The organism is Kribbella sp. NPDC043289 (assembly GCF_056436705.1).
The window spans coordinates 283,471-296,681 of the sequence record NZ_JBWKCB010000001.1 but is presented as its reverse complement, the minus strand read 5'-3'; the positions used below and the strand labels follow the sequence as shown (position 1 = coordinate 296,681).

12 protein-coding genes are annotated in these 13,211 nt (G+C 67.3%); 4 read left to right on the top strand and 8 right to left on the bottom strand.

The window, feature by feature from the left end:
• Positions 1-56: 56 nt before the first annotated feature.
• Positions 57-812: an IclR family transcriptional regulator gene (locus AC0662_RS01410; RefSeq protein ID WP_478297728.1), complete on the bottom strand. Its 756-nt coding sequence runs from the start codon at positions 810-812 to the stop codon at positions 57-59.
• A gap of 180 nt (positions 813-992) precedes the next feature.
• Between AC0662_RS01410 and AC0662_RS01405 the strand changes: the two genes are divergently transcribed.
• The 3 genes from AC0662_RS01405 (at position 993) to acs (ending at position 4,318) form a co-directional block, all read left to right on the top strand.
• On the top strand, positions 993-1,343 hold the full coding sequence (locus tag AC0662_RS01405; RefSeq protein ID WP_478297726.1) for a DUF3040 domain-containing protein: 351 nt from the start codon (positions 993-995) through the stop codon (positions 1,341-1,343).
• A 103-nt stretch (positions 1,344-1,446) separates the two neighbouring features.
• Complete coding sequence (locus AC0662_RS01400) at positions 1,447-2,118, top strand: acetate uptake transporter (RefSeq protein WP_452195851.1); 672 nt, start codon at positions 1,447-1,449, stop codon at positions 2,116-2,118.
• An 85-nt stretch (positions 2,119-2,203) separates the two neighbouring features.
• Positions 2,204-4,318 (top strand): acetate--CoA ligase, encoded by a 2,115-nt coding sequence (gene acs / locus AC0662_RS01395; protein ID WP_452195850.1) that lies wholly within the window; start codon positions 2,204-2,206, stop codon positions 4,316-4,318.
• 78 nt (positions 4,319-4,396) lie between these two features.
• Here acs and AC0662_RS01390 read toward each other — a convergent pair whose 3' ends face one another.
• Complete coding sequence (locus AC0662_RS01390) at positions 4,397-6,067, bottom strand: M28 family peptidase (RefSeq protein WP_478297724.1); 1,671 nt, start codon at positions 6,065-6,067, stop codon at positions 4,397-4,399.
• Positions 6,068-6,635: 568 nt separating this feature from the next.
• On the opposite strand from AC0662_RS01390, the gene AC0662_RS01385 reads away from it, so the two are divergent.
• On the top strand, positions 6,636-6,818 hold the full coding sequence (locus AC0662_RS01385; RefSeq protein WP_452195848.1) for a hypothetical protein: 183 nt from the start codon (positions 6,636-6,638) through the stop codon (positions 6,816-6,818).
• 20 nt (positions 6,819-6,838) lie between these two features.
• On the opposite strand, the gene AC0662_RS01380 is transcribed toward AC0662_RS01385, so the two are convergent.
• The 6 genes from AC0662_RS01380 to AC0662_RS01355 are packed head-to-tail and all read right to left on the bottom strand — an operon-like array spanning position 6,839 to position 13,117.
• The gene (locus tag AC0662_RS01380) at positions 6,839-7,714 is read right to left on the bottom strand and encodes a Gfo/Idh/MocA family protein (protein ID WP_478297722.1); all 876 of its coding nucleotides are present in this window, start codon (positions 7,712-7,714) and stop codon (positions 6,839-6,841) included.
• On the bottom strand, positions 7,711-8,523 hold the full coding sequence (locus tag AC0662_RS01375; protein ID WP_452195846.1) for a carbohydrate ABC transporter permease: 813 nt from the start codon (positions 8,521-8,523) through the stop codon (positions 7,711-7,713). The genes AC0662_RS01380 and AC0662_RS01375 overlap by 4 nt, the downstream gene beginning before the upstream one ends.
• Positions 8,520-9,431 (bottom strand): carbohydrate ABC transporter permease, encoded by a 912-nt coding sequence (locus AC0662_RS01370; protein WP_452195845.1) that lies wholly within the window; start codon positions 9,429-9,431, stop codon positions 8,520-8,522. The genes AC0662_RS01375 and AC0662_RS01370 overlap by 4 nt, the downstream gene beginning before the upstream one ends.
• Positions 9,432-9,461: 30 nt before the next feature.
• Complete coding sequence (locus tag AC0662_RS01365; protein ID WP_478297719.1) at positions 9,462-10,721, bottom strand: extracellular solute-binding protein; 1,260 nt, start codon at positions 10,719-10,721, stop codon at positions 9,462-9,464.
• Complete coding sequence (locus AC0662_RS01360) at positions 10,718-12,112, bottom strand: sulfatase family protein (protein ID WP_452195843.1); 1,395 nt, start codon at positions 12,110-12,112, stop codon at positions 10,718-10,720. The genes AC0662_RS01365 and AC0662_RS01360 overlap by 4 nt, the downstream gene beginning before the upstream one ends.
• Positions 12,113-12,118: 6 nt before the next feature.
• Entirely contained in the window at positions 12,119-13,117 is a 999-nt protein-coding gene (locus AC0662_RS01355; protein WP_452195842.1) for a hydroxyacid dehydrogenase, read from the bottom strand.
• Between the last annotated feature and the right edge of the window lie 94 nt (positions 13,118-13,211).

The window sequence follows — 13,211 nt, the reverse complement described above, 5'->3', positions numbered from 1 at the left end:
CGCGCCAGACAGGCCGAAGCAGCCGCCGGTGAGGTGCGGCGGCCGTGACGGGTGGGTCAGGAAGAGCTGGGGAGGCGGCGGTCGCCGGCCTCCGTGATGACCGCGGCGGTTCCCTCGAGGGCGCTGACCAGGCGCGGCACCGAACGGTCGCCGAACGAACCGGCCAGACCGATCGCCGTTCCCGCGGTCTCGGACAGCACCAGGCCGATCGTGCGATAGCCGGTCGATCCGGTCTCCCCGGTCCGCGTCAGCGCGTATCCCTGCTTCCGGACCAAGGCAAGATCGGACAGCAGACCGTCCGGCCCGTCGAGTACGACGTCCTCCGCGTGCCGAGTGCCGGCGTACAACTCCCGCACCTCGTCGTCGGTGCGAGTGGCGAGCAGCGCCTGCCCGAGACCTGAATGGTGCGCCGGGAACAACGGCTCGCGGCCGATGCCCTCATGCGGATCCGAGCCGGGCGTCGCGTGGTACAAGTACGCGACCTGGTCCCGCCACAGGACACCCATCGCGACCTGGTGCCCCAGCCCGAACAACGCCTCGAGCGGGCCCAACGCAGCGGTGAGCAGACCGGACGCCCGGAGACTCTGCGCGGCCAGGACATGGATCCCGGGCCCCGGCGAGTACTTCCGCTTATCGTCCTGCTGCGCCAGCCCGAGATGCGCCAGCGTCTTCAGCAGCCGGTTCACCCGCGTCGGCTCCAGACCGAGCTCCCGACCCAGCTCCCGCGAACCGACTGGTCTCGCCTGCGACGCCAACGCCTGCAGACAGGCCAGTCCGTCGATCAGCGACTGGTTCGGCTGCGCGGGCTTCACGTTGCTACTTTAGCAATCACCTGCCACAAGTGTGCTGAGCCACAGGGCGATGAGGGCACTTGTGGCTGTTCCTGGTCGTTGGAACTGGCGTTAACGTGGCGGCATCGTGTGGCTCGTCCTTCTGCCTGGTCGGCGAGCGAGCTGGAGGGGCTCGACAAGCCGAGCAGCGAAGGAGACGCAGTGAAACTGAGCGATGACGAACAGCAGAAACTGGGCGTGCTGGAACGCGCGCTGAAGGCGGAGGACCCGAGGCTGGATCACCGTCTCACCCGGATGCAGCTCGGAGGGCCTGCATCCCTGAGCGCAGTCCTCGCACTCTCCTTCGCGGTCATGCTCGGAGTTCTCCTGGTGACCCTCGGCGACCTGTACGCCATCCCCGGGTGTTTCGTCACCGGACTGGTACTGACCGCCGCCGTACCGGCACTGACGGTCATTTGGTGGGCGCGCCGCTATTACTGCCGGTACTGCGCGGGGAAGTCGCCGACACCCGCGAACTGGTGCACGCGCTGTGCACGCTCCACACCTGTTTGATCACTTCTGCTGGACGGGTCAATTCTCGCGGTATCGGACTACGCTGAAAAGTACGTCACTCATGGATGGCGCGCGTAGCTGGTTATCCGCATGAGGAGTTGTGATGGCAGACTTGGAGAAAGGTGCCGCAGTTCAAGCGCAGGGTACGACGGCTGTCGAAGCCGCGGCCCCCGCCCCGGCGCAAGTCGATGCAGGTGCGTTGATCGCTGACCCGGCCCCGCTCGGCCTGGCTGGGTTCGCGATGACGACCTTCGTACTCAGCGTGTTCAACGCCAACCTGATCAGCAACACGACGCTGGAAGCCGTGGTGCTGCCGCTCGCCCTGTTCTACGGCGGGCTGGCCCAGCTCTTGGCCGGCATGTGGGAGTTCCGGAAGGGCAACACGTTCGGCGCGCTGGCGTTCAGCTCGTTCGGCGCGTTCTGGCTGTCGTTCGCCGCGTACGTGAAGTTCATCGCGCCCGGCCTCGGGCCGGACGTGTTGAAGGCGACCGGGCTGTTCCTGCTGGCCTGGACGATTTTCACGGCCTACATGACAGTGGCCGCGGCTCGGGTGAACGCCGCGGTACTGGCCGTCTTCGTGTTCCTGACGCTGACGTTCCTGTTCCTGACGATCGGGGCGCTCGGGACCCAGCCGACGATGACGAAGGTGGGCGGCTGGATCGGTCTGGTGACCGCGGTCGTCGCCTGGTACGCATCGTTCGCCGGGGTCACCAACTTCACCTGGAAGCGGACCGTGATGCCGGTGTTCCCGTTGTCGCCGGCACCGCATCGCTGAGTGCACGAAGGGAGCTTCGGCGCGAGAGGGTTCGCGCCGAGGTCCCTTCCGCCGTTTTCACTCATCCTCCGGGAGGTTGAGGCACATGACCACCGACAACGAGGTTCCCCTTTCCGAGGCACAGATCGCAGTGCACTGGCGGGAGGAGGCGTATTTCTCGCCGTCGCCGAAATTCATCGGCCAGGCGAACGCCTCCGACCCGGCCATTCTCGACCGTTTCGGCGAGGACCGTTTTCCCGAGTGTTTTACCGAGTACGCCGAGTTGCTCAGCTGGGACACGTATTGGCACACCCTTCTGGACACCAGCAATCCACCCTTCTGGAAGTGGTTCGTCGGTGGCCGGCTGAACGCCTGTTACAACTGCGTCGACCGGCATCTGGCGGCCGACCGGAACAAGGCGGCGCTGATCTGGGTTCCCGAGCCTGAGGACGAGCCCACGAACGTCGTCACGTACCAGGAGCTCTACCAGCGGGTCAACGAGTTCGCGGCGCTGCTGCGCGACTACTGCGGGCTGAAGCCCGGCGACCGGGTCACGTTCCACCTGCCGATGGTGTCGGAGCTGCCGGTCGCGATGCTGGCCTGCGCCCGGCTGGGCGTGGTCCATTCGGAGGTCTTCGGCGGGTTCAGTGGCACCGCGTGCGGCGGACGGATCGCCGACTCCGGCAGCCGGATCCTGGTGACCATGGACGCGTACCACCGCGGCGGGCAGCTGATCGACCACAAGGTCAAGGCCGACGAGGCGGTGGCCGAGGCGACCCGCCTGGGCCAACAGGTCGACCGGGTGCTCGTCTTCCGGCGCTACCCCGGCAAGTACAGCTCGGACACGCCGATGGTCGACGGCCGGGACGTCTTCGTCGACGACGTCCTCGCCGATTACCGCGGCACGATGGTGCCGCCCGTGCCGATGCCGGCCGAGGCGCCACTGTTCCTGATGTACACCAGTGGCACCACCGGCAGGCCGAAAGGCTGCGAGCACTCCACCGGTGGCTATTTGTCCTACGTGGCCGGTACGTCGAAGTACTACCAGGACATCCACCCCGAGGACACCTATTGGTGCTGCGCCGACATCGGATGGATCACCGGCCATTCGTACATCGTGTACGGACCGCTGTCGCTCGGTACGACGAGCGTGCTGTACGAGGGCGCGCCGACGTACCCGGATGCCGGGCGCTGCTGGCGGATCGCGGAGCGGCTGAAGGTCAACATCTTCCACACCGCGCCGACCACGATCCGCATGCTGCGCAAGCTCGGCCCGGACGAACCCGCGAAGTACGACTATCACTTCAAGCACATGACAACGGTCGGCGAGCCGATCGAGCCCGAGGTCTGGCGCTGGTACCACCAGACCGTCGGCAAGGGCGAGGCAGCGGTCGTGGACACCTGGTGGCAGACCGAGACCGGCGGCTTCCTCGGTAGTACCTTGCCGGCACTGCAGCCAATGAAACCGGGTAGCTGCGGGCCGGGAGCGCTGGGGATCTTCCCGGTGATCTACGACGAGGAGGGCAACACGGTCGAGGCCGGCACCGGGCGGGCCGGCAACATCTGCATCCGGAATCCGTGGCCGGGGGTGTTCCAGGGAATCTGGGGCCAGCCCGAACGTTTCGTCGACACCTACTACCGCAAGTACTGCCGGAATCCGGAGAGCAAGGACTGGCACGACTGGCCGTACTTCGCCGGCGACGGCGCGGTGCAGGCCGACGACGGGTACTTCCGGATCCTCGGCCGCGTCGACGACGTGATCAACGTCGCCGGGCACCGGCTGGGTACGAAGGAGCTGGAGTCCGCCTGCCTGACCGTCGACGAGGTCGCCGAGGCCGCCGCGGTCCCGGTGGTCGACGCGGACCGGGGCCGGGTGGTGGAGATGTACGTCGCCCTCAAGCCCGGTCTCGAGCCCAGCGAGGAGATCGAGGGCAAGGTGGCCGCGGCCATCGACCGCGAGATCGGCAAGATCGCCCGGCCGAAGCACGTCTGGATCGTGTCCGACATGCCGAAGACGAGGTCCGGGAAGATCATGCGCCGGGTGATCGCCGGCATCTCCAACTTCTCCGACGTCGGCGACGTGTCCACCCTCGCGAACCCGGAGATCGTCGACGACATCCGGCACCGAGTACAGCGATCGAAACTCGACCACGGCGAGGTGCCCCGCGAGCTGACCCCCCAGGAAACCGCCGAAATCAACGCGTACGGCGACGTGGGCTAGGTATCGCCCGGCGGACAGTTCGGCGATCCGTCGTACGCAAGGATCGCCGAACTGCCGTCGATCGCTCGGAGCAGCTGATCAGCCGGCGACCGCGTTCTTCGGCGCCGCGATCGGCGGCGGCCCACCCAACTTGGCGTGCCCGGTGCCTGGCTTGCCGGCGGTGAACACCCGCGTGTCGTACGCCATCTGCCCGACCATGTTCGCGAAGGTCTTCGACATCCAGGTCAGGACCTCGGGGTCGTTGTTGCTGAGGTTGTCGCACCAGCGGAACGGGTTGTCCACGCAGCCCCCGTCATCGCCCGGCACGGTGCCCTCGAAGTTGCCCTCGTAGCCGCCGAACAGCGCGACGTCCGACGCGAGCTTGCAGCAGTCCTGACCGGTGAGCACGCCACTCGCCGGGATCCCGGCCTGCTGGAACATGAACGCGTCCGTACCGTCGGCCGAGAACAGGATGTGGTTCTTCCCGATCGAGTTCAGGTAGCTGATCCCGTAGTCGCGCCCGATCGCGGACGGCGCCCAGATGCTCGGCGGCATCGGCGTACCCGGGCCGCGGCCGAACAGCATCACGCCGTCCTTCGGGTCGAGGACGCCGGCCACGTAGTTCGGCGTCGCCGTGACGTCGGCGTCGAGGTCGAACTTGATCTTGGCGAGCTCGCCGGCGGACAGGTTGTCGACGTAGTACTGCGAGCCGAGCAGGCCGAGCTCCTCGCCGCCGAACCAGATGAACCGCAGCTTGTTCCTGGTGCTGGTGTTCTTCAGCTGCTGGGCGATGTCGAGGATGGTGGCCGAGCCCGAAGCGTTGTCGAGCATCCCGGCCCCGTAGATGGCGTCCAGGTGCGCGTCGACGACGAGGACGTTGTTCGGGTCACCGCCCTTGGAGTCCGCGATCACGTTCCAGTCCGAGCGGTTCGGGTCGTCGATCGCGCGGACGTCGACGGTCAGCACCGGTGCGGCACCCGGGACGTACTGCGCGAGCAACTGGGTGCCGACGTCGTACGACGTGAAGATCACCGGGATGTGCTCGGTCCCGGCCAGGCTGCCCGAGAACAGCGACGTACGCCCGGGGTTGCCCTCGTTGAAAATGATCGCGGCGGACGCGCCGGCGGCCTCGGCGTTCGCGACCTTCTGGGCGAAGGTACAGGTGCCGCGCTGGATCAACGCGATGTTGCCCGGTACGAAACCGGCGAAGTCGGCGGCCGTGCAGCCGCTGGCCGAGCTGGGCGTGGGCGTCGCGGGCACGATGATGCCCTTGGCCGGCTGCAGGTGCGCGGTGGCCGATCCGGCGACCTGCCCGGGGTTGAAGTCCGTACCGATCCCGTACGAGTGCGGGGTCGGCGCAGCCACCCGCAGAATCGGGGTCCCGACGAAGCTGAAGTAGTGGAACTTGTATTCCTGCAACCTCACGTTGTACCCCGCCGCCTTCATGACGGCGGCCACGTAGTCGGCCGAGGCCTTGTAGCCGGGCTCCCCCGAGTTGCGGGACGGGTGACCGTCCGCGCCCGGATTGGCGTCCGCGATCTGCTGGAACTTGACCATGTGGGCCCACAGATCGGCCTTGGTGACGCACTCGACGAGCTTCTGCGGCGTGTTGTTGACCCGGTTGGCACACGCCGTCGGATTGGCGTCGGCGGCCGGCGTGGTGCCGGTCGCGTTCGACGCGACCGGTGTCACGGCCCCAGTGATCGCCACCGCTGCCGCGGCGACCGTCGCCAGGCCCCAGCCTCGACGCCTTCCTCGTCCTGGGCTCATCGTTCTACTCCCTCCCTGACAGCAAAACTCGCCGGCCTAAGCGTCGACGAGCGTTCCGTGCTACTTGCCGTGATACGCCGGTAACGCCATCGACTGAAGACCTCGCACCGCACCTTTCGAGGCGGACCCGTCGGTGCCGGTTCTCAGGCGCGGACCTGTCGGACATCAAGAAAATCGAGACCGAGGACACCAGTAGTCGCGTGGATCTCCTGCAAAGAGGGCTATTTCAGCTCAGCAGAGGTCCTGCCCCAACAGCCGACGCGCGGCGATCAGTTGTTGGATTTGTTGGGTGCCTTCGAAGATGTCGAGGATCTTGCTGATGCTGACTGCGCCGCGGGGGGCGAGAACTCGCCGATCTGGTCTCTGACCTGGAGTTTTACTGCTCATCAGCACCTGGCGCTGATCGGCGTTTGTCAGCGTCCCACGGAGCAGTGACGGAGCAGACCGACTTGGGCTGGCCGCTGTCAACCCGGGCAGTGAGACGCAGCAAATTGTGCATCGCGCGCTTCACGGCCAAGTGCGGCTTGAGGTTGTCGCCCAGCAGCGTCAGTAGCTCATCGACGATTCGGTGCGAAGCTCCGGTGACGCGTTCAGTGACTTCCGCGCCGGGGCGATCGCGTCACCGACCAGCCTTGAGCTCAGCGCGATCATCGGAGGCGCGACCTGCCTCGTCGGAGCGGTACCGCTCGGCTTCACGTCACTGCCGCTTGTCCGCTTCGACAGCGACGATCCACAGAGCTCAACCCCGTGACGGATAAGGGCCTGCGATACTCATCGAACTGGGCCGCGGGCAACCTCGACCGGCCTGCCTGCGGTTCGGCTGCGGTGGGCAGCATCGATGATCGCCACGGTGTCGAGGATTTCGGATTCCGGTACGTTCGGCCGGCCGGTCCGGCAGGCGCTGACGAGTGATTCCAGCAGGCCGGACAGCATCGCCGGTGCTGGTTCGATGTGGAAGTCCTTCGCCGTGCCTTGCTGTGTCACTGTCCCGTGAGTGGCTACCTCGGCATTTTCGGCCAGCGCGGCGGTCCGGCCGTCGGCCCAGGCCAAGGTGATGACGTCCGCCGTGGCATCGACCGATGCGCATCCGGGACCGAGCGCGGCAACGGCGAGGTCGACCAGGTGTACGCCGTACCACGCAAGGAACGGGTGTCCGGGCTGGGTGGGCAACGGTCCTGTCAGATCGATGTGCTGTATGTCGCCGCCGAGCACGGCTCGGAAGGAACGGGCGAACCGCTTGGGCGATCCGGCGAGGGTGAGGCAACCGTGCCTGCGCGCCGTCTCCAGCATCCGCCGCGCCTCCCGGACCGTCGGCGCGAAGCGCGTGTCGACGTACGTCGGTTTGCCGAACGGCACCAGCCGCTCGAAGTACGCCGGATGGGTCCGCCCGTCGGATGCGACGATCAGGAGGGCGTCGCACCGCTCGGCCACCGCCTCCGGTGTCGCGACGAACTCGACGCCGAGTGCCGCGACCTCTGCGGCCAGGTCGTCGATCCGGTCGCGCGAGAGCGGGAAGTCCGGCGAGGCGACGCCCCGCCAAGCGCAGGTGATCTCGCTGCCGGCGACCACACCGTCCTGGAACAGACGGGTGAAGGCCGGCGCGTGCGGCGAGTCGACGCCGATCAGGCCGAAACGCACCGTCGTCATCCCTTGACTCCTCCCGCTGTGATGCCGGCGATGATCTGGCGTTGCAGGACGGCGAACACGATCAGACACGGTACGAAGCTCACGAGCGTCGCGGCCATCACATTTGCAGTCGACGCGGTCTCAGTGTTCAGCGTCGCCAATCCGACGGTGAGGGTCCGGGCCTGGTCCGACTGCCCGACGACCAACGGCCAGAGCAGATCGTTCCAGTGCCAGAGGAAGACGAAGATCGCCAGTGTCGCGAGGACCGGCCGGACCAGCGGCAGGACGAGGGTCGTGAAGGTCCTCCACTCCCCCGCGCCGTCCATGCGAACGGCATCGAAGTACTCCTGAGGGAGTTCGCGGACGAACTGCCGGATCAGGAACACCGCCTGGGCGTTCGCGAGTGTGGGCAGGATCAGTCCCCAAAGCGTGTTCACACCGCCGACCCGGGCCACCATGACGAACAACGGGATCAGCGTCGCCTGCATCGGCACCATCAGCGTCGCGATGATTGCCCAGAGCAACACGGTGCGGCCGGGAAAGCGTTTCCGGGCCAATGCGTAGGCTGCCATCGACGCCGTCAACAGGACGATCAGCACCGAAACGATCGAGTAGACCAGCGAGTTCAGCAGCCAGTGTGCGAAGGCGCCGGCCTGAAACACCCGGGCGATGTTGTCGAACGTCAGCGCACGTGGGACGGCGTACGGGATCGTCGGTGCGTCGGCCGGAGAGAGCGCCAGGACCACCATCGCCACCAAGGGCGCGACCGTCAGCACGGAAATCGTGCCGAGCACGAGCATCGGTGCGAGCTGCCGGTGACTGCGGCTCATCGATTCGCCCTTCCTTCCACGAAACGCTGCTGTACGAGCGACAGCACCAGGACGACGAAGAACAGCACCACACCGACGGCCGCGGCGTACCCGAAGTCGAGGAACTTGAACCCCTCGTCGTACAGCAGATAGATGAGGCTGTGGCTGGCCTGGTTCGGGCCACCGGCGGTGATCACGAAGATGGTGTCGAACACCTGGAAGCCAACGATCGTCTCGATCACCAGGACGAACAGGGTCACAGGCCGGAGCAGCGGCAGCGTGATGTTCCAGAACGCCCGCCAACTGGACGCCCCGTCGATCCGTGCCGACTCGTGGACCTCTGCCGGCTGCGCCTTCAGACCGGCCAGGAAGATCAGCATCGAGTAGCCGAATCCCTTCCACACCGACACGACGGCCAGCGCCGCGAGCACGAGCAACTGCGGCCCGGACACGAACGGCACGCGACCGAAGCCGGCCCCCGAGAGCGCGGCGTTCAGTGGCCCGTCGGACGAGAAGATCCAGGACCAGACGATGCCGGCCATCACGAACGAGCACAGGTACGGGACGAACAGCAGGGATCGAAACACCCCGGAGTACCGGACCACCTTGTCAAGCAGCACCGCCCCGGCCAGCGCGACCACCAGGATCATCGGCACGAACAGGCAGACGTACAGGACCGTCACCCGCAGGCTCTGCCAGAAGTTCGGATCGGAGAACAGGCGACGGTAGTTGTCCGCACCGAGGAACGTCACGTCGCCGTTCAGCCGGTAGTCGGTCAGGCTCATCGCACCGGCACCCGCGATCGGCAGGAACTTGAACAGCGCGAAGATGACCAGGGTCGGCAGGACGAACAGGAACCCGGACAGCGCCTCACGGCGTCGTTGGGTCGCGGCGGTGGGGTCCGGCCGCGACCGGGCGTGCATGAACATGGTGAGGCCTCTCGACTCGGGAAGGTCTGATCAGCGCGGCGCGGACCGCTGCAGGATGCCACGGGCTTCCTTGGCCGCCTGGTCAAGCGCCTGCTGCGGGGTCAGGTCACCACGCAGAGCCGCCTGGATCTTCGGCGCCAGCGCGGCCATCACCTGGCGGGCCGCGGGCGACGGTTCACCAGGATTCGCGGACTTCAGAGCCTCAGCCATCGCGGCGTAGTCGGGTCCACTGCCCGGTGCGGGAACGTCGGTCCGGGTCGGGAAGTTGCCGGCGAGCCCGTTCAGGCCCTGCTGCGTCTGCGGGGAGCTGAGGAACGCGAGTACGTCGTACGCCGCCTGGCGGTTCTGCTTCTTGTTGATCGACGTGAGCGCGAGCAGGCCCGGATTTCCGTATGTCGCCTGGACCGCGCCCTTGAGCGGCTCCCCCAACGTCACGGCCTGCTTGCCGAGCGCCGCGCGAAGCTGCTTGAGATCTGCCAGCGAGGCCGACATCCGCATGCCGACCTTGCCCGCGGCAATCGGCTCGCCTTCGACCTTCGGTCCGGCTGTCACGGCGTCCGCCGGGAGTCCGCCGAGCTTCTTCAGGTCGACCAGGAACTTGAGTGCCGCGACGCCCTGCTCGGAGTCGAAGGCGATGTCCTTGCCGTCCGGGCTGAAGATCCGGCCTCCGGCCTGCCACAGCAACGGGTAGAAGGTCAGGTTGAGCGTCTGCTCGGTGGAACCCGCGTAGTCCGTTACCGCGATGCCCTTCTTCGCGAGCACCGGGGCGGCAGCCAGAACATCGTCCCAGGTCTTGGGCAACGCCAGGCCAGCGTCCTTGAAGACCTTGGTGTTGTACGCGGTCGTGTTCACGTTCTGGAACAGCGGGACACCGTACAACTTGCCGTCGAACGTCGCCGCGGTCAGCGTCGCCGGGAAGAACGCCGCGCGCGCCTGCTTGATCGCGTCGTCGACCGGAAGCAGGCCGTGGATGCTCTGATAGGTCGCGACCTGGTCGGGAGTGACCAGGACGATATCCGGCCCGGAACCCGCGGCCAGGGCGGCCGAGACCTGCGCGTCACGCTTGTCGAAGGTCTGCATCTCGATCGACAGGTCGACGTCCGGATGCGCCTTCTCGAACGCCTGCCCGGTCTGCTGCCAGAATTTCTTGCTTGCCGCTTCGTCCTTGACGACCGGGTACATCCACAAGGTCACCTTTGCCTTGCCGCCCTGCTCCGGCGCACCCGAGCAGGCCGTCAGAGCGAGCGCGACGGCGGTCAGTACGGCGGCGCACCTGAGTCGGAGGTTCATGCTGTCTCTCTTCTCTGTCGGTCCGGCAACTCGATCGGATCCGGCGATGCTCCGCGGCCAGCCCGTTCGAGTGCCTGCAGTACGAGTTGGTGCCGGCGCTGCGGTGGTTCCGCGATCCAGAGCGGGTCGCCCGTCCGGCACATCCAGCGCAGCAAAGCGGTTGCGAGCCGCGCGAACACCCCCGCGTACGCCGGGTCGTCGGCGCGATCGTGCAATTCGTCAGGATCAGCCGACAGGTCGTACAACTCGAAGGCGCGACTGCTGCCGATGGTCGGGTCCACGAGGTCCACCGGACGACTGCGGTGCGTCCACGACTGGGTCGGATCCATCACTCTCGGGTTGTTGCCGAAGTTCACGACCAGCTTGTGGGTCGCCGTCCGCACGGACCGCTTCGGATCGTGGTACGTGTGGTAGTTCTGTTGCCCGAAGCAATATTCACGCGCCGGCGTGCCGCGTTCGACCAGTCCGGTCAGGCTGACGCCCTCGACGGCGTCGGGCCGGGCGTGTCCGGTCAGCTCGCACAAGGTCGGCAGAACATCCAGATGGCTGACCATCCCCGGGATCCGGCTCCCCTGCCAGGCCGGGCGATCCGGCACCCGGATCATGAGCGCCACGCCGAGGCCCGGGTCGTACAGCGTGCACTTCGCTCGCGGCAGCGCCACCCCGTGGTCGGTGGTGAACACGACGATCGTCTCGTCGTCCATCCCGAGCTTCCGGAGATGCGAGAGGATCTGTCCGACTCCCTCGTCCACGTGCCGCACCGCCCCTTGCAGCTCGGCGATCTCCTCGCGGGCGCCGGCATCGTCGGACAGGTACGGCGGGACCGTGTGACCCAGCGAGTCGTCCGGCCGGACCGCATCGCCGAGGAACCCCATCACTCCGGGCCGATCCCGCGCGGACGGCGTCCGGTGTGGTTCGTGGAAACCGACCTGGAGGTAGAACGGCCTGTCCTCCGCAGCCGCGTCGTCGAGCGCGGCAAGCGTTCGCTGGACGACGACATCGCGATCGCCGCCGGTGCGGACCCGATCGAACCCGAGCCGCTCCGCAACGATGCCGTCGGCAAGGACCCGCGACTCGTGGTGCACTCCGACCAACTCGGTGCGGTACCCGGCCGCACGGAGCCGGTGGGCCAGGTGTGCGGCCGGATCGCGCAGGTCCCAGCTGAACGGCTCGTGCGTCAGCCCGAGCACACCGTGCGTCTGCGGATAGGTCCCCGTGAACAGCGAGGCCCGCGCGGGGCTACACGTCGGAGCGGCCGCGAACGCTTCCTCGAAGACCGCGGAACCAGCCGCGAGGGCGTCCAGGTGCGGCGTGCGGACCGTCGGTACGCCGTACGTACCGAGGAACCGGCCGAGGTCGTGACAGTGCAGCAGCAGGATGTTCTTCGCCATTGCAGATCAGCCCATCCGAGTGAGGTCGTGGCGCGTCACCGCGTGCTCGAGCGCATCGCCGCCCAGGAAGCGGCTGATCTCGTCGACGACGATCCACCCGGCCCGGGCCCGGGACTGTGTCGTCGCGCCCGCGAGATGCGGAGTCAGCAGAACGTTCGGCAACGACCGCCAGCGGTCGGCGATCTGCAGCGGTTCGGTGTCGAACACGTCGAGGGCCACGTCGATCCGTCCGGAGGCGGCCTCGGCGTACAGCGCCTCCTGGTCGACGATCGCCGAGCGTGCCGTATTCACGAAGAGCCCGCCGTCCCGGATCAGCGCGAGTTCGCCGGCGCCGATCAGCCCGTTGGTCTCGGCAGTCGCGGGTGCATGAATCGCGATGACCTCGCTGCCGGCGAGCAGCTCTCCCAGTCCGGTACCGAGCCGCGTGAGGCCGTCGTCCGGCGGCAGGTACGGGTCGTAGACCCGAACGTCCGCACCGAGCGCCTGACACGCCGCGATGTAGGCCCGACCGGTCCGCGACGCCCCGATGACGCCGATCCCCGCACCGGCAAGCTCCCGGGCGCGCTCGATCTGCCGAGCCGTGTGCCAGTCGACGCCGGACCGTAGCGCATGGTCGACGCGATGGGTGCGCCGGAGCAAGGCCAGCGTGAGCGTCAGCGACAGTTCGGCGACGGCCGGCGCCATCGCGGCACCGGCCTGTGAGATCGGGATGCCTGCGTCCCAGAACGCGTCGCCGACGAGCCAGCGCACCGAGGCCGCGGAGTGCATGACGAATCCGAGACGCGGCGCCAGCGCCAGGACCTGACGATCCAGCCGGGGGAATCCCCAGCCGGTGATCAGGACCTCGGCGTCAGCCAGAGCGGTGCCCAGGCTCACCCGGTCCTGCAACCGACCCGGATCCCACACAGCGACCGGGCCCAGCCCTTCGAGCGCTGCCCGGGTCGGCTGCGGGAAGAACGCGCCCAGTTCGGCAGCGGGAACGCTCAGCACGATGTGGTGGCTCATGAGCGCCAAGGTACGAACAGTTCGATAATTCTGTCAATGACTGAATTAATCTTTCATGACACCGGACGGCCTCCGACAGGTCCGATCGCGGCGC

What these genes read in the sequence shown, in the direction of transcription:
- AC0662_RS01360 (WP_452195843.1), bottom strand. Translation starts at nt 12,112, where the DNA reads ATGGCGAAGAACATCCTGCTGCTGCACTGTCACGACCTCGGCCGGTTC.
- AC0662_RS01390 (WP_478297724.1), bottom strand. Translation starts at nt 6,067, where the DNA reads ATGAGCCCAGGACGAGGAAGGCGTCGAGGCTGGGGCCTGGCGACGGTC.
- AC0662_RS01365 (WP_478297719.1), bottom strand. Translation starts at nt 10,721, where the DNA reads ATGAACCTCCGACTCAGGTGCGCCGCCGTACTGACCGCCGTCGCGCTC.
- AC0662_RS01375 (WP_452195846.1), bottom strand. Translation starts at nt 8,523, where the DNA reads ATGAGCCGCAGTCACCGGCAGCTCGCACCGATGCTCGTGCTCGGCACG.
- AC0662_RS01380 (WP_478297722.1), bottom strand. Translation starts at nt 7,714, where the DNA reads ATGACGACGGTGCGTTTCGGCCTGATCGGCGTCGACTCGCCGCACGCG.
- AC0662_RS01355 (WP_452195842.1), bottom strand. Translation starts at nt 13,117, where the DNA reads ATGAGCCACCACATCGTGCTGAGCGTTCCCGCTGCCGAACTGGGCGCG.
- AC0662_RS01400 (WP_452195851.1), top strand. Translation starts at nt 1,447, where the DNA reads ATGGCAGACTTGGAGAAAGGTGCCGCAGTTCAAGCGCAGGGTACGACG.
- acs (WP_452195850.1), top strand. Translation starts at nt 2,204, where the DNA reads ATGACCACCGACAACGAGGTTCCCCTTTCCGAGGCACAGATCGCAGTG.
- AC0662_RS01370 (WP_452195845.1), bottom strand. Translation starts at nt 9,431, where the DNA reads ATGTTCATGCACGCCCGGTCGCGGCCGGACCCCACCGCCGCGACCCAA.